General features: G+C 63.8%; 14 protein-coding genes and 1 tRNA gene. 11 read left to right on the top strand and 4 right to left on the bottom strand.

The genetic code is table 11. The features are described 5' to 3' along the window. Positions 1-40 precede the first annotated feature (40 nt). From QQL24_RS24750 to QQL24_RS24740, 3 genes are all read right to left on the bottom strand, one after another. The gene (locus QQL24_RS24750) at positions 41-469 is read right to left on the bottom strand and encodes a LysR substrate-binding domain-containing protein (protein WP_284314958.1); all 429 of its coding nucleotides are present in this window, start codon (positions 467-469) and stop codon (positions 41-43) included. 144 nt (positions 470-613) lie between these two features. Further along, a complete protein-coding gene (locus QQL24_RS24745) occupies positions 614-1843 on the bottom strand; it encodes a tyrosine-type recombinase/integrase (RefSeq protein WP_284314957.1) in 1230 nt (409 codons plus the stop codon). Positions 1844-1987: 144 nt separating this feature from the next. After that, positions 1988-2077: transfer RNA gene (locus QQL24_RS24740), tRNA-Ser, on the bottom strand. A 496-nt stretch (positions 2078-2573) separates the two neighbouring features. On the opposite strand from QQL24_RS24740, the gene QQL24_RS24735 reads away from it, so the two are divergent. From QQL24_RS24735 to QQL24_RS24685, 10 genes are all read left to right on the top strand, one after another. Further along, on the top strand, positions 2574-3719 hold the full coding sequence (locus QQL24_RS24735; RefSeq protein WP_284314956.1) for an RNA ligase RtcB family protein: 1146 nt from the start codon (positions 2574-2576) through the stop codon (positions 3717-3719). Further along, entirely contained in the window at positions 3716-4309 is a 594-nt protein-coding gene (prfH, locus tag QQL24_RS24730) for a peptide chain release factor H (protein WP_284314955.1), read from the top strand. Before QQL24_RS24735 ends, prfH begins: the two co-directional genes overlap by 4 nt. A 400-nt stretch (positions 4310-4709) precedes the next feature. Further along, positions 4710-5021 carry a type II toxin-antitoxin system RelE/ParE family toxin gene (locus QQL24_RS24725; protein WP_284314954.1) on the top strand — a complete coding sequence of 104 codons (312 nt, stop codon included), beginning with the start codon at positions 4710-4712 and terminating at the stop codon, positions 5019-5021. A gap of 47 nt (positions 5022-5068) precedes the next feature. After that, positions 5069-5422 (top strand): helix-turn-helix domain-containing transcriptional regulator, encoded by a 354-nt coding sequence (locus tag QQL24_RS24720; RefSeq protein WP_284314953.1) that lies wholly within the window; start codon positions 5069-5071, stop codon positions 5420-5422. Between the two features lie 118 nt (positions 5423-5540). Then, a complete protein-coding gene (locus QQL24_RS24715) occupies positions 5541-6794 on the top strand; it encodes a sarcosine oxidase subunit beta family protein (RefSeq protein ID WP_284314952.1) in 1254 nt (417 codons plus the stop codon). 294 nt (positions 6795-7088) lie between these two features. Further along, positions 7089-7370 carry a sarcosine oxidase subunit delta gene (locus QQL24_RS24710; protein WP_284314951.1) on the top strand — a complete coding sequence of 94 codons (282 nt, stop codon included), beginning with the start codon at positions 7089-7091 and terminating at the stop codon, positions 7368-7370. After that, complete coding sequence (locus tag QQL24_RS24705; RefSeq protein ID WP_348536499.1) at positions 7367-10813, top strand: 2Fe-2S iron-sulfur cluster-binding protein; 3447 nt, start codon at positions 7367-7369, stop codon at positions 10811-10813. The genes QQL24_RS24710 and QQL24_RS24705 overlap by 4 nt, the downstream gene beginning before the upstream one ends. Before the next feature lie 277 nt (positions 10814-11090). Further along, on the top strand, positions 11091-11915 hold the full coding sequence (locus QQL24_RS24695; protein ID WP_348536498.1) for a tachylectin-related carbohydrate-binding protein: 825 nt from the start codon (positions 11091-11093) through the stop codon (positions 11913-11915). Positions 11916-12182: 267 nt separating this feature from the next. Then, positions 12183-12740: a cytochrome b gene (locus QQL24_RS24690; protein ID WP_284314950.1), complete on the top strand. Its 558-nt coding sequence runs from the start codon at positions 12183-12185 to the stop codon at positions 12738-12740. A 425-nt stretch (positions 12741-13165) separates the two neighbouring features. Next, the gene (locus QQL24_RS24685; RefSeq protein ID WP_284314949.1) at positions 13166-13447 is read left to right on the top strand and encodes a hypothetical protein; all 282 of its coding nucleotides are present in this window, start codon (positions 13166-13168) and stop codon (positions 13445-13447) included. Between the two features lie 230 nt (positions 13448-13677). Here the strand turns inward: QQL24_RS24685 and QQL24_RS24680 are convergent, their stop codons facing one another. Further along, positions 13678-14577, bottom strand: a complete 900-nt coding sequence (locus QQL24_RS24680) for an SMP-30/gluconolactonase/LRE family protein (RefSeq protein ID WP_284314948.1) — start codon at positions 14575-14577, stop codon at positions 13678-13680. A 432-nt stretch (positions 14578-15009) separates the two neighbouring features. On the opposite strand from QQL24_RS24680, the gene QQL24_RS24675 reads away from it, so the two are divergent. Then, positions 15010-15264 (top strand): hypothetical protein, encoded by a 255-nt coding sequence (locus tag QQL24_RS24675; RefSeq protein ID WP_284314947.1) that lies wholly within the window; start codon positions 15010-15012, stop codon positions 15262-15264. The last annotated feature ends 39 nt before the right edge of the window (positions 15265-15303 follow it).

The following is a 15303-nucleotide window of genomic DNA, read 5'->3' as shown; positions in this document are numbered from 1 at the left end:
GGAATCAGAGCTATAGCTTGGTTTTAACGGGGGGCCCACTTTAGCGCTGATTTACAGTCAGGGCCGCTATCGCGACTTGCAGCCGTGCGGGGAGGGTCGTCGCCGTCGGCCAGAGCAGATGAATGTCGTGGTGGCGAGCCGGGAGATCGGGCAGGAGCTGCAAAAGCCTTCCCGCTCCGAGCGCTTCCTCTATCAGCCAGTCGGGTAGCCACGCGACCCCCCGTCCGAAAACCGCGGCGTCCAGAATGATGCCAAGATCGGCGGCGCGAATGCGGGAACGTGGCTCGACCAGTTCCATGCGTCCGTCCTTGTCGGGGAAGGCCCAAGGCTCAGTCCATCCGTCGCGATGATAGACAAGCGCATCGTATCGTCCGAGATCCTCGAGCGAGCCGGGCATCCCCAGTCGTTCGATCAGCGACGGCGCTGAGCACGTCTTCCAGGCGATGATCTTCGTCGCTATGGGTGGCATCCTTCTCCATAGAACCGCTCACCCGTGATCTTCAAAACAGACTCTAACAGGGACAAAAAACGACTTAAAACAAAGGATAGTGAGTGCGTCTCCGGCAAGACCGCACGATGATATGGGCGGGCTCACCATTTCGAACCTCGCTGTTTAATTGCGCTTCATTTGACCGACTTTCGAGCCATCGTCGGAAGTGAGATAGCTCGCCCACGCCTCCATAAGCTTGCGCCGCTTTTGCAGGGCATCGCTTCGCCGGTATGCAATTTCTGTCTCGTCACCGACCTGATGGGCCAACTGCATCTCGGCAAGGTCGCGGTCAAAATTGGTGGCGTCACCAACCCAATCGCGAAAGCTGGAGCGGAAGCCGTGTGTGGTGACATTCGCCTTCATACGGCGCAGTAGCATCTCGGTCGCGTTTATACTGGGGGCGGTCGTCCCTCCGGGCTGGGTGAAGATATGACCCTTTTCGCTCCATTGTCGTCCGATTACTTGGGATTCCGTTTGCTGACGTTCCCGGATAGCAGTCAGAATTTCCATCGATCGAGGCGACAATGGCAGCCTATGTTCCCTGGCCATTTTCATGCGCTCAGCCGGTATGATCCACAATTTCTCGTCAAATTCGATTTCTGACCAGGACGCGAGCCTGACCTCGCTTGAGCGCGAGGCGTTGAGAATCAGGAACTCTAACTGAGTGGCGGATGCGCCAGGTCGGGCGCGGAGTCTTTCCATGAAAGCAGGCAACTCGGCAAAGGGAAGAGCAGCGTGATGGCCCCGTGTGAGACGCTTCCTGGAAGATAGCAGATGCTTCAGGTTGCCCTTCCATGTGGCTGGGTTTTCGCCCGTGCGATGGCCGCTGACCTTGGCCGCGTCGAGGATGGCTTCCATACGGCCACGCACGCGACTAGCGGTTTCTGGAATCTTCGACCAGATCGGTTGCAGCACCTTCAACACCTCGGCAACGTCGATCTGGTCGACAGGCTTGTCAGTCAGCAGCTTCGCGTGTTGCGCCAGAGTGTTCTCCCACTGCTGCCTGTGCTTGGTGTTCTTCCAAGAGGCTGAGTGCGAATCGATGTAGATTTTTGTCATCGCGCCAAAGGTCGGCACAGGCTTATCGCGCTTTCGCTCCTCGATCGGGTTGACGCCGTCCGCGACCCTTGCGCGCGCTTCCTTTGCCAGATCGCGCGCCCGAGCTAGCGAGACGCTCGACAGGCCGCCTAACCCCATTTCCTTCAGCTTTCCCTGCCAGCGAAAGATAAAAGACCAACGCTTGGCGCCGTTGTGGTCGACGATCAGATAGAGGCCGCCGCCATCTGCGTGCCTTCCCTGAGTCGAAAGGGCTGTTATCGACCTGGCATTGAGCCGATCCACCTGTCGTGCCATGTTCCGCCACACTCCCAACATTCACCCTAACGGCAGACGCGATTTTCAGCGAACGCCCGCGAATGAATATGACACGACAAACCGGCCAAGTGAAGGAATCACAAGGGTTTATCGAACGTCAGTGAATGATGGTGAACGAAGGATTGGCGGAGAGGGAGGGATTTGAACCCCCGATGGAGTTGCCCCCATGCCGCATTTCGAGTGCGGTGCATTCAACCACTCTGCCACCTCTCCGCAGCTGGTCGGGCGCTACATATAGAGTTGTTCGGTGCGGGGCAAGATCGGAGTGGGGGAAAAGTCGGGGGAATTTTCGCCGCTTTTGCCGCCGGCTGTTGCCCGTTTGCACTGGTGGGCGGGAAGGGGCTCTGCTATCAGCGCGTCCCTCGGTCGAGGGCACCTTGCTCTCCCGCCAAGCGAAAGGACCAGGCCATGACGATGCCGATCCGCCCGGTCAGGGCTGCAAGCTGACTACCCCGCGTCGCCTCGGCGGCTGTTGAAGGGTGACGTGTTCCTGGGAGTGTCGATCACTGATCGACATTACTTTCCGATGAGTGCGCCGTTTCCGAGAATGTCGATCCCGTCACTTCGGCATGCCGACGTGGCGGGAGCGTTTTGCTCTAGAGATCGACACTCCGTATTTGACGCGTCTTGTCTGTGAAGTCAGCGCATGCAGGTTCGTCCTTGCGCTCGTTCCCGCCCCAAGAACACGCCTTTCGTTTGAAGAATTCTCATGGGCAATTTCCCCGAAGCGGGCGCCGTGGCGCGTATCCGCTTGTTTGCTTCGTCCAATGCCTGGATCGAAGGGGCTGCCACGCGGCAGCTCGACCAACTGGCCGGGCGGCCGGACATGCTGGCGGTGGCCGGCATGCCCGATCTCCACCCCGGCCATCATGCGCCGGTGGGCAGTGCCGCCTTGGCGAGGGGGCGTGTGTTCCCCGATGTCATCGGCACCGATATCGGCTGCGGCATGCAGTTCTGGTCGCTCGACCTGCCGGAGCGGCGTCTCAAGCTCGACAAGGCCGTCGAGCGCATGGCGGTGCTGGAGGGCGCCTGGGAGGGCAATGCCGCTGCGCTGCTTGACGAGCATGGCCTGCCTCTCGACTTTGCCGCCTCGCTCGGCACGGTCGGCGGCGGCAACCATTTCTGCGAGCTGCAGGCGGTGGAGGAGATCTTCGATCCCGCCACGGCGGCGCAGGCCGGCGTCGTGGCGGGCGGCCTGTCGCTGCTCGTGCATTCCGGTTCGCGCGGGCTCGGTCCGGCAGTGCTGGCGCACCATCATGTCGATGGCACCGGTGGCCTGCCGCTGGAGGGCGCGGGGATGGACTATCTCGCCGACCACGACCTCGCCTTGCGCTTTGCCAGGCTCAACCGGCAGGTGATCGCCGGCCGGGCCCTGCAGGCGCTGCGCACTGAGGGGGAGGAGCGGATCGACAATCCGCACAACCTCGCCGAACGCCAGGGTGACCTTGTGCTGCACCGCAAGGGTGCAGCGCCGTCGGACCGGGGGCTGGTTCCCATCCCCGGCTCGCGCGGCAGCGTGACCTATCTCGTCGAGCCCCTGCCGGCGCCGCCGGACGCGCTCGCCTCCCTCGCCCATGGCGCGGGGCGCAAGCACGACCGGGCCTCGATGCTGGGTGGAAAGCGCCAGGTCGCCAGCAATCTCGATCGGCTGACGCGCAATCCCTATGGCGGGCACGTCATCTGCACGGATCGCCAGCTCCTGCTGGAGGAGGCGCCCGAAGCCTACAAGGATGTCACGAAAGTCGTGGCGGATCTGGAGGCCGAGGGGCTGGTGCGCGTGGTCGCCATTCTGCGGCCGGTGCTGACCTTCAAGACGGCACGGATGAAGCGCGAGCAGGGGAGGGTGAAGCGATGAGCACCATCCTCGTCTGCGTCACCTCGGGGCGAGGGCCGGCGGAATGCCGTGCTGCCGTTGCCGAGGTGGTCGCGGCCCTGCAGCGCGAGGCCGCTTCCGCCGGTGTCGACTGCGCCGCCGAGGCCAACCCGATGGGTGACAAGCCCTCCGTGCTGATCTCGCTCGGCGGAGAGGGCGCGGCGGCGCTGTTGCGCGATTGGGAGGGCACGGTGCAATGCGTGGCCGATAGCCGCATGCGCCCGCATCATCGGCGCAAGAACTGGTTCGTGGCCGTCCACCGCGTGCCCGAACCCCCAGCCGTGCCCGATCTCCTGCCTGGCGATCTCGTCTTCGAGACGAGGCGCGCCGGCGGGCCGGGCGGCCAGCACCAGAACCGCACGGAGAGCGCCGTCAGGGTGGTGCACAAGCCGACCGGCGCCAGTGCCATCGCCCGCGACGACCGCTGCCAGCACCGCAACCGCGCGCTGGCGGTGGCCAGGCTCAGGGCGGTGCTGGCTGGCATGCAGGAGCGTGAGCGCAATGCCGGACGGTTCCGCGAGTGGCTGGCGCGCATCCAGGTGGAGCGCGGCAACCCGGTGCGGGTGATCTGAGGAAGTCCGGCAAGGGTGCCGGATAGAAAGAGGAGTGACGACAATGAAGAAGCATCGCAACTTCGAAGAGCAAGCTCGTTTCGAAGACATGGCGCGCTTTTGAAGTATCGAGCAAGCGCCGCAGGTCCTATCCCTCGGAGACGAGCGTCAAGCGCGGCGTCCGCTTCGTACATGGCGATGTGGAGCTGACAGAAAAGCTCGGCCGCAACGATCCGTGCGTCTGCGGTTCCCTGAGGCGGTTTCAAGAACTGCTGCATGAAGAGCGGCAGGTTCGATGGGGCGGAGCGGGGTATTGCCTGCGTGAATGGGGGAGGGGCACTCTATGCTGGAGTGTAAAGAGAACTTGACAGTGCGGCGACTGTCAAGTATTTCTTACACATGCTAATGACTAGAGGAAGCCGTGCCGGAAGAAACGCCGCCGCCAAAGACTATCGTCCAGACGGACGACTATGCCAAGTGGATCGGCAAGCTCAGGGACCGTGTCGCGGTCCAGCGTATCAATAAGTCAATCCACGACGTCCAGCACGGCAAGACGGGGAAGGTGAACCCCCTGCGGGCAGGGGTCAGTGAGATCAAGGTGGACTACGGCCCTGGCTACAGGGTCTATTTCACAGAGCGCGAGGGCATCTACATCATCCTGCTTTGCGGGGGCGACAAGACCACTCAACAGGCGGATATCAATGCCGCCATCGACATGGCGAGGAAATACTGAGGAGAACTGGCCTTCATCACAGTTCTAGACTGGAGCACCACACACCCATGACGACCACCGACAAGAATCACCGGAAGTTCAATCCAGCCGATCATCCGGAACTGAAGCCCTGGAAGATCGAAGATCATCTTCAGACGGAAGAGGACATCGAGGCTGGACTCAATGTCGGCCTGGAGGCGGTGGTCGAGGAGGGAGATCCGTCCTACCTCGTCGCGGTCCTCGCGGCCCTCTGCCGAAAGGACAACATCAGCCATCTGGCCAAGGTATCCGGTGTCAGCCGCCAGACCATTCATGCCGTGATCAACCAGCAGGCGGATGTGCGCCTGTCGACTCTGTCGAGCCTGCTCACTGCGCTCGGATACGGTCTCAACGTTCACCGGACAACCCGCGAAGTCGCTTGAATGCAATGGGTTGCAGCTTGCCAACTGCTGCCTCTTGTACAAGGCACCACAAATCCGGTTGCCTCATCCCCATCTCGTGCTCTATGCCGGGAACCGTAACGGCATTTGTCCGAGGCCCATGGTTCGCTATTCCGGATTTCGCCTTCTCGCCGAGGCTCTGCGCGGTCATCGCGGCTGGGGGCCGGCCTGGCGCAAGGCTTCGCCCAAATCCTCCTATGAGGTCGTCATCGTCGGCGGCGGCGGGCATGGGCTCGCCACGGCCTATTACCTCGCCAAGAATCACGGCATTACCGATGTCGCGGTGCTGGAGCGCGGCGGCATCGGGCTCGGCAATGTCGGGCGCAATACCACCATCATCCGCTCGAACTATTTTTCGCGAGAAAACATCCGCTTCTACGACTTCTCGCTCAAACTCTGGGAAGGCCTGGAGCAGGATCTCAACTACAACGCCATGGTTTCCCAGCGCGGCGCGCTCAATCTCGTGCATGCCGACGGCCAGCGCGACCAGCTTGCCCGCCGGGCCAACCAGATGCTGCTGGAAGGCGTCGATGCCGAGTTGCTCGACAAGCAGGGCGTGAAGAAGCTGGTGCCGCTGATCGATACCGACAATGGCCGCTTCCCGGTGATCGGCGGCTTCCTGCAGAAGCGCGGCGGCACGGTGCGGCATGATGCGGTGGCCTGGGGCTATGCCAGGGCGGCGGACGCGCGCGGCGTCGACATCGTCGAGACCTGCGAGGTCACGGGCCTGAGGCGCGAGGGCGAGGCGATCACGGGTGTGGAGACCAGCCGCGGCTTCATCGGGGCGAAGAAGGTGCTGTTCGCCGTCGCCGGCCACTCCTCGCGGCTTGCCGAGATGGCGGGCTTCCGCCTGCCGATCGAGACCCATGTGCTGCAGGCCTTCGTCTCCGAGGGCGTCAAGCCGCTGATCGACTGCGTCGTCACCTATGGCGCCGGGCATTTCTACGTCAGCCAGTCCGACAAGGGCGGCCTCGTCTTCGGCGGCGCGCTCGACGGCTACAACACCTATGCGCGGCGCGGCAACCTGCCGATGGTGGAGGATGTGCTGGCGGCCGGCCTCACCCTGATGCCCGCGCTGGGGCGCCTGCGCGTGCTCAGGCAATGGGGCGGGACGATGGACATGTCACTCGACGGCAATCCGATCATTTCGACCACGCCGGTGGCCAATCTCTTCCTCAATGGCGGCTGGTGCTATGGCGGCTTCAAGGCCATCCCGGCCGGCGGCTTCACCACGGCGCATCTGGTCGCGACGGGGCAGCCGCATCCGCTGATCGCGCATTTCGGGCTGGAGCGCTTCCGCGAGGGCCGCATGATCGACGAGCGCGGGGTCGGGCCCTATGCCTGGATGCATTGAGATGGGGATCCGGCTGGGCGAGATGAGACGCATGAGGATAGGGCGAGCCGTCAAAGTCCCCTCTCCCCGTTCTTACGGGGAGAGGATGGAGGTGAGGGGCAGCGTGACACTGGGAGATTGGTATTCTACCTGGCGCGCCTTGCTCTCTCCCGCATTCCTTACTCCGGAAGCCTGTGCTGCCCCTCACCTCTATCCTCTCCCCGTAAACGGGGCGAGGGGACTTCGAAGGCGTGCTCCATTCTCAACTCCCTCATCTCGCCTAACCGAGAGCTTGCACGTCCGGACCCACCGCCCATGCTGAGAATTCCCTGTCCCCATTGCGGCGTGCGTGACGAGTTCGAGTTCCGCTATCGCGGCGATGCCAGCGTGAGGCGCCCCGCCGCCGATGCGGGTATCGACGCCTTCCACGCCTATGTCTATGAGCGCACGAACCCGGCCGGCTGGCATCTCGAATGGTGGCAGCATGTCTCCGGCTGCCGGCGGCTCCTCAAGGTGGCCCGCCACACCCTGAGCCACGAGATCCACGCCGTGGGCCTGCCCGATGACGAGATCGTCCTGCCGGAGGCCTCGGCATGAGCGGGCCCTACCGCCTCGAGACGGGCGGCCTCATCGATCGCGACAAGCCGCTCTCCTTTCGCTTCGACGGCAAGGCCTATCAGGGCTTTGCCGGCGATACGCTGGCCTCGGCCCTGCTTGCCAATGGCGTGCGCATCTTCGGCCGTTCCTTCAAATATCACCGCCCTCGCGGCGTCTTCACCGCCGGGCCGGAGGAGCCCAACGCGCTGGTTGAGCTGCGCAGCGGGGCCAGGCGCGAGCCCAACATTCCTGCCACCACCATCGAGCTCTATGAGGGGCTGGAGGCCAGGAGTCAGAACCGCTGGCCCTCGCTCGGCTTCGACATCGGGGCGGTGAACAACCTGTTGTCGCCCTTCCTGCCGGCCGGCTTCTACTACAAGACCTTCATGTGGCCGCCCAAATGGTGGGAGGAGCTCTATGAGCCGGTCATCCGCCGGGCCGCCGGCCTCGGCCGCGCCGCCGTGGAGCCCGATCCCGACCATTACGACATCATGCACGCCCATTGCGATGTGCTGGTTGTCGGCTCGGGGCCGCATGGTGTCGTCAGCGCGGTGCGCGCCGCGCGGGCCGGGCAGCGTGTGATCCTGATCGAGCAGGATTTCGAATTCGGCGGTTCCTCGCTGCTCGATCCGATCGCGGCGGGAGAGTTCGGCCCTGATTTCCGCGAGCTCTCGCATTTTCCCGATGTCACCCTGCTCAGGCGCACTACCGCCTTCGGCCTCTATGACGGCCTGGTCGTCGGGGCCGTCGAGCGCGTGGCCGACCATCTGCCCGCGCCCGGCGCCAACCAGGTGCGTCAGCGCCAGTGGATCATCCGTCCCGGGCGCATCGTGCTCGCCACCGGGGCGCTGGAGCGGCCGATCGCCTTCCCGGGCAATGACCGGCCGGGCGTGATGCTGGCCTCGGCCGCCGCGGCCTACGTCACGCGCTTCGGCGTGGCGCCGGGCAAGAAGGCCGTGTTCTTCCTCAACAATGACGCCGCCTATCACGACGCGGATGTTCTCGCAGCAGCGGGTGTCGAGATTGCCGGCATCGTCGATGTCAGGCCGGACTCGCTCAAGGGCCGCGAGGCCGAGCGCAAGGGCTTTCCTGTCTGGTTCGGCTCGCAGATCGTGGCGACCGAGGGCGCGCCGCTCCACATCGTCACCCTCGCACCGATCCTCGGCGGCGGGCGCTCGCAGATGCTGCTGGCGGACCTGCTCTGCGTCTCCGGCGGCTACAATCCGCAGCTCCAGCTTGCCAGCCAGGCGGGGCTGAAGCTCGCCTGGGACGAAGCGGCCGCGACCTTCGTGGCGAAGGGGAGTGATCGCATCAAGATCGCAGGCGGCGCGGCCGGGCTTGCCACCGGCGAGACGCCGCTGCTGCCCTTCTGGGAGGTGAAGACCGAAGGCCGCGCCAAGGCTTTCGTCGACCTCCAGCACGATGTCACCGCCGACGACCTGCGGCTCGCTCACCGCGAGGGCTATTCCCATGTCGAGCATGCCAAGCGCTACACCACGCAGGGCATGGCGACCGACCAGGGCAAGACCGGCGGCCTCGTCGGCAGCGCCATCCTCGCCGAAGCCAGGGGTGTGAGTATCGCCGAGACGGGCCTGCCGACCTCCAGGCCCTATGTCTCGCCCGTCTCCTTCGGCGCGCTGGCGGGCGGGGAGACCGGCAAGCACTTCAAGCCGCAGCGGCGCCTTGCCTTGCATGACTGGCACGCTCGCCATGGGGCCGTCTTCGTCAAGCTCGGCCTCTGGCTGCGCCCGCTGGTCTATTCGCCGGCCAAGGACATGAGCTGGGTGCCCGTGCTGGCGGAAGCCACGAACGCGCGCGAACGCGTCGGCGTGACCGATGCCTCCTCGCTCGGCAAGATCGACATCCAGGGCCGCGACGCCGGCGCCTTCCTCGACCGCATCTACGCCAACACCTTCTCGACGCTGCCCGTCGGCCGCGCCCGCTACGGGCTGATGCTGCGCGAGGACGGCATCCTGATGGACGACGGCACCACTTCGCGCCTGGCGCCGGATCATTTTTTCGTCACCACCACCACCGCCAATGCCGGGCCGGTGCTGGAGCATCTCGAATTCCACCACGAGGCGGTCTGGCCGGAGCTCGACGTGCAGATCACCAATGTCGCCGACCAATGGTCGACCTTCGCGGTGGCCGGGCCGAAGTCGCGCGCCGTGCTCGCTCGCATCGTCGATCTCGACCTGGAGGATGCTGCCTTCCCCTTCATGGCGGTGGCGGAGACCACCATCGCAGGCGTGGCGGGCCGGCTCTTCCGCATCTCCTTTTCCGGTGAGATGGCCTATGAGGTCAGCGTGCCCTCCGGCCATGCCGAGCCGGTGTGGGAGGCGATCATCGCTGCCGGCAAGCCCTTCGGCATCAAGCCCTATGCCCTCGACGCGCTCAATATGATGCGGGTGGAGAAGGGCCATGTCGCCGGCAGCGAGCTAAACGGCCAGACCACCGCCGCGGATCTCGGCCTCGGCCGCATGCTGAAGAAGAACGGCGATTTCATCGGCAAGGCGCTCGTCACGCGTTCTGGACTGAACGATCCGCAACGTCTGTCGCTGGTGGGCGTCAAGGTCACCGATGCCGAGAAGAAGCTGCGGGCCGGTGCGCATCTCCTCATGAATGCCGAGTCGAAGGAGAGCCTGGGCTTCGTCACCGCCGCCTGCCCGACCACGGAAGGGCCTGGCTTCATCGGCCTGGCGCTGCTCGCCGGCGGCGCGGCGCATCAGGGCAAGGTGCTGCACGCCGCCGATCCCGTGCGGGGCGAGGCCTGCGAGGTCACCGTCACCTCTCCGCATGTCGTCGATCCCCAGAACCTGCGGGTGAAGGACGCGACGCCCGTCGGCGAGGTCGAGAAGCTCATGCTGCGCCCCACGCCCCCCGGCGGCCACACCCTCATCCCCGACCGCGCCTCGGATCGCAACGGCCAGGTGCGCCTCACCGAGCGCAGCCCCGACATCGCCGGGTTGAAGGTCCGCACGGGCAGCGAGGAGGCGCTGCGGCGCGCGCTGCAGGCCCAGTTCGCCCTCGACCTGCCCGCAACCGGCAGCATCGCCAGCGCCGGCCCGCTGACGGCGCTTGGCCTCAGCCCGGGGGACTGGCTTGTTCTCGACGAGCATGGCCGGGCGGGCGGTCTCGCCGTCAGCCTGAAGCATGCGGCAGGCGAGGCGGCCTCGGTGACCGACCAGTCCTTCGCTTATGGCGCGCTCACCATCTCAGGCCCCAAGGCGCGCCTGGCACTCGCCAAGGGCTGCCGCCTCGACCTGCACCCGAAGGTGTTCGGCCTTCGGCGCGTGGCGCGCACGGTGATGGCGCAGGTCAACGTGATCCTCTGCCAGGGCAGCGAGGACGGCGTCTACGACCTGCTGGCACCCTCCACGCTGGCCCAGTCCTTTGCGGAGTTCCTGGTCGAGAGCGCTGCGGAATATGGGCTAAGCCTCTGAAGCGGCGATCGCTATTGGCCCCATCAAATCGGGGTGAGTTTCGCGGTGGCACGTAAGGCGCTTTAGGGCGGTGGCAGGCATGCCTATCCATAGATACGAGCACCTTTGTTTCCGCAGCTATTCGACAGCGAAGCTGATGATGCAGGACGGCCCGGCGGCAGCCCCCGAGCTATAATCCCAGATTGGCTTTTCCTGCGAAATTTCACCTATATTTCAGGGTTATGTCAGGAATAGTGTCTTTCACGGGTGATATACAAGGAGGTATTATATTATCGTTATGGACAGGAGGGAAGGTAAAATGATGCGAGTGTTGTCATGGTTCAAGATTTCCATTGCTGTTCTCTTCGCTATCCTCTTCTTCTCAGCGAGATCAGCGCAAGCCGATCCAGTCTTCGCCATCTCGCAGGATGGCAATATGCTATTCTACCGTTATGATGGCGGTGCGGACGGTTCGGCGAACTGGCCCATCCAGGCCAAGAAGATCGGCAATGGCTGGAACTTCAAGCAGGTGTTCGCGGGAAGCAACGGCGCGATCTACGCCATCACTGAAACAGGCGACATGCTGTTCTACCGCTATGCCGGCGGTGCGGACGGTTCGGCGAACTGGCCCATCCAGGCCAAGAAGATCGGCAATGGCTGGAACTTCAAGCAGGTGTTCGCGGGAAGCAACGGCGCGATCTACGCCATCACTGAAACAGGCGACATGCTGTTCTACCGCTATGCCGGCGGTGTGGATGGCTCCGCGAACTGGCCCATCCAGGCCAAGAAGATCGGCAATGGCTGGAACTTCAAGCAGGTGTTCGCGGGAAGCAACGGCGCGATCTACGCCATCACTGAAACAGGCGACATGCTGTTCTACCGCTATGCCGGCGGTGCGGACGGTTCGCCGAACTGGCCCATCCAGGCCAAGAAGATCGGCAATGGCTGGAACTTCAAGCAGGTGTTCGCGGGAAGCAACGGCGCGATCTACGCCATCACTGAAACAGGCGACATGCTGTTCTATCGCTATGCCGGCGGTGCGGACGGTTCGCCGAACTGGCCCATCCAAGCCAGGAAGATCGGCAATGGCTGGAATTTCGCCGAGGTCTTTGCCGGCGAATAACCCAGGAGACAAGCGCACGGATAGGGCGGGGCTATTGTGGGCCGGTCCACACACCTCGCCTGCCTCAAATTCGTCCGGTCGCTCACGGAACTGTCTATCGGAAGCGTGGGCTGAACATAGGCTAAGTCCTGAGTAAATTTAGGCTGCTAGACGGGGCTCAATGTGACCCTTCCCCAGAAACGCCATCTTGAGCGCCCATCACCCCTCCCGACCGAATAGCCGCGCGCCCTGGCGTGTTCACCCGGCACCTGCCACAGGAATCCCCCCTTGACCACCGATATCTTGACCTCCAGCCCCGCCCGTTCCCGCCATGACGGGCTGACCATCGCCCTGCATTGGCTCACCGCCCTCCTCGTCATCGCACTGTTCGCCAGCGCCGAGACGTGGGGCTTCCTGCCCAAGGGCAGCTTTCTGCGCAATGGCCTGCAATCGCTGCATATTTCCATGGGTATCACTTTGGCCGCGGTGATGGTGGCGCGCATCCTCTGGCGCCTCGCCCGCCGCTACGAATTGCCCTCCGACCTGCCGCGCTGGCAGGAGATGGCCTCCTCGCTGGTGCATCTGGCGCTCTATCTCCTGCTCGCCGCGCAACTCACCCTCGGCTTCCTGTTCCGCTGGGCGCAGGGCGAACCCTTCTCGTTCTTCGGTCTGTTCGAGATCCCCCACGTCGCCATCGACCCCGATCTCGCCCGCACCTTCGGCGAACTGCACAACATCGTCGCCTGGACCATCATCTGCCTCGCCGGCCTGCACGCCGTGGCCGCGCTGGGCCATCATTATGTGCTGAAGGACAAGGTGCTGCTGCGCATGATGCCGGGGAAATAGCTGGAGCGCGGATGCCGCATTGCGGTCCCGATGCAAATGATCCAGCCGCCATGGTGCATCCGTGGTGCGGCATGGCTCTTGGTCTGTACTGCCGCCGCAAGATAGCTGCCGCGAAAGCGGTCAGCGAATGAGCCTGTCAGCCAGACTTCCGTCCTCCTCGATGCCGGGCGAATTGTAGTGTCGGCGATTCCGGCTCACCAAGGCCTCGGCCACATGCACGCCGTCCGGTGAGCTTGCGAGTCCTCAGCCCGTAAATGCAGGCGCGGGCCCAGTTGCAATGCGGCGGCCGGCGAGCGTGACGTGGAGGTCCCGCGACCGTGCATCGGATGCGCTCTAACGTAACGCGATGTGGCAAAACGCACCTCGCGCACCGGCTTCTGATGAGATACCTCGTGTGCCCTGTCCTTAGCCCAAAAGTGGTAGATATGACTGAAGCCAACCATGTCGAGCGTGTCGTTGCCATGAAGGCGGCCTATGCGGTGCTGGAAGGGGCGATGACCCAGCTGGTGTCCGTGTTCGGGCAGGTCGACTCGGCGATGGCCGACCGCGCCATCGATAAGGCGATAGCAGCCTCCCGCAACCATCTGAGCGTGCTGCTGGGGGAGTCGCGCCTGCCGATGGCCGATGTCGCCATGATCAGCGGTGTCGTGGAGCTGTCGATGAACAAGGCGAGGATCCAGCTCGCGGACGCCGCCGGCAGGCAGTGAGCGGACGCGAGCGGCTTTTTCCACGCCGCGCCGGATTCTCGATGGTGCGCCCTATTGGTGTTTCCCAAGTAACACTCGGGTAACGCCACCCTCTTCATAGTGCCCATGACGGCCTCGCCAGACCGTCTATCTGGGGAAATGAATTTTTACCCACCCCGGCTCCCGTCGAGCCGGGTTTTTTGTTGGGTGTCGCCGTTTGGATACGCGCCGATTGCCGCCCCCCATGCAGCTCATTGGTTGGGGACCTCGTAGACCTTGCCATGCCAGGGCGCCTTGTCGATCTGGTCGAGCGCCATCACGTAGATGACTTTCTCGTCAGGCCCGAAGGCGAGATTGGGCATGGAGACCGATGGCACGGCGATCGTGCGCAGAAGCTTGGCGTCGCCATCCACCACGATGATCTTGCCGGGAGCGTCGAGGGAGCGCGGGCTCTGCCCGATATAGAGTTCGCCCTTGGCGTCGATCTTCACGCCATCCGGCCAGATATGCGGCGCGTTGGGGAAGAGATCGTCGAGGCGCAGGAAGACGCGGCGATTGGCCAGCGAACCATCGTCCTGGATGTCGAATTCGATCAGGCGGTTGTCTTCGGTCTCGATCAGATAAAGGATCTTGCCGTCGTTGGAGACCGCCAGGCCGTTGGCATTGTGAAGATTGCCGGCAACCTTGACGGCCTTGCCATCCCTGGTGAGGTAATAGGCCGAGGCGTCGATCGCCGGGCCCTCATGGCCGGAACCGGTGAAATACACGCCGCCCTTCCTGTCGGGGGCGAAATCGTTGGGGCCGATGAAGGGATTGCCGTCGGTGTCCTTGTCGTAAGGCGGCAACGTCTTGCCGTCGGCGGAAACGTGGCCGATCGTGTTCGAGTCGTAGCAGGTCACCAGGAATTCGCCTGTCGAGGTCGGCACGACTGCCGAGGGGCCGCAGCCGTCCTGGCGCCAGAACACCTCATTCTTGCTACCGTCCCAGGTCATGACGGTGTTGCGGCCATACTCGACATAGAACAGCTTGCCGTTGTGCCAGATTGGCCCCTCGGGAAAATAGGCATCGGCGTTGATGACCTTGGCGTCAGCCGCCAAAGCGGACGTGCCGAGCAGGAGTCCCACGACAAGTCCCAGAAAGCGAGGTTTCATGATGTTCCCTTTGCTGTAGCGCCGAACGCGACACGCGCAGCCAAAGCTTGCCGCCCGCCCAGAGCCTGGATGGTTCGATGGATGATGACGCGCCTGCTGTTTTCAGGCCTGCTGCTTGAGATTTGGCCGAATAATCAAGGAGAAGGGACCAGTCGGCGCACTCAGTGAAGCCCGTTTTGGCGCAAACGAAAACGACGGCAGGCGACATGCGAGCGCAGTAATGCGACAAAGTCGCATGGTTGTGCGAGCGAGCCGGTTCAAATCAGGCTTGACGATGCACTTCTCTGGCGGGTCTTCCTCATGCCGTGGCAACCAGGACTGATCCGCAACGCCGGATGTGCTATGCCAGGGTGAGTTGCCCGCAAGCGGTTCAGGCGCCCAAGACCGGCCTCCTTGAGAATCGTCGGGAGATCTACCGCAGGATTCAGCCCCATGCCCCAGGTTACCTATTATGTCGTGCAGCCCTTCATCCGTGGCGAGGATGGCGATCTGATCCCGGCCAAGGCGACGGAAGCCCCTGCGTCAAACGCCGCCAAATATCGGGCACAGGCGGCCGCGACGGCCGGCGATCATGTCGGCGCGATCGCCTTTTCCCGCACGGGCGATCCCCAGCTTGGCGATTTCGACAGCGCCATCGTCCTCGGCCGCTACGGCGAAACGCCGGACGACATCGCGTTTCTGGAGTGATGCCACTGACGATTGGTGGCAACCATCCACTCCCTGCTG

The sequence above is a fragment of the Labrys miyagiensis genome, assembly GCF_030160835.1.
In the GTDB taxonomy this organism is placed as follows: Bacteria; Pseudomonadota; Alphaproteobacteria; order Rhizobiales; family Labraceae; genus Labrys; species Labrys miyagiensis.
Note: the sequence above shows the minus strand (reverse complement) of the source record. Positions and strands in the feature narration are given on the sequence as shown.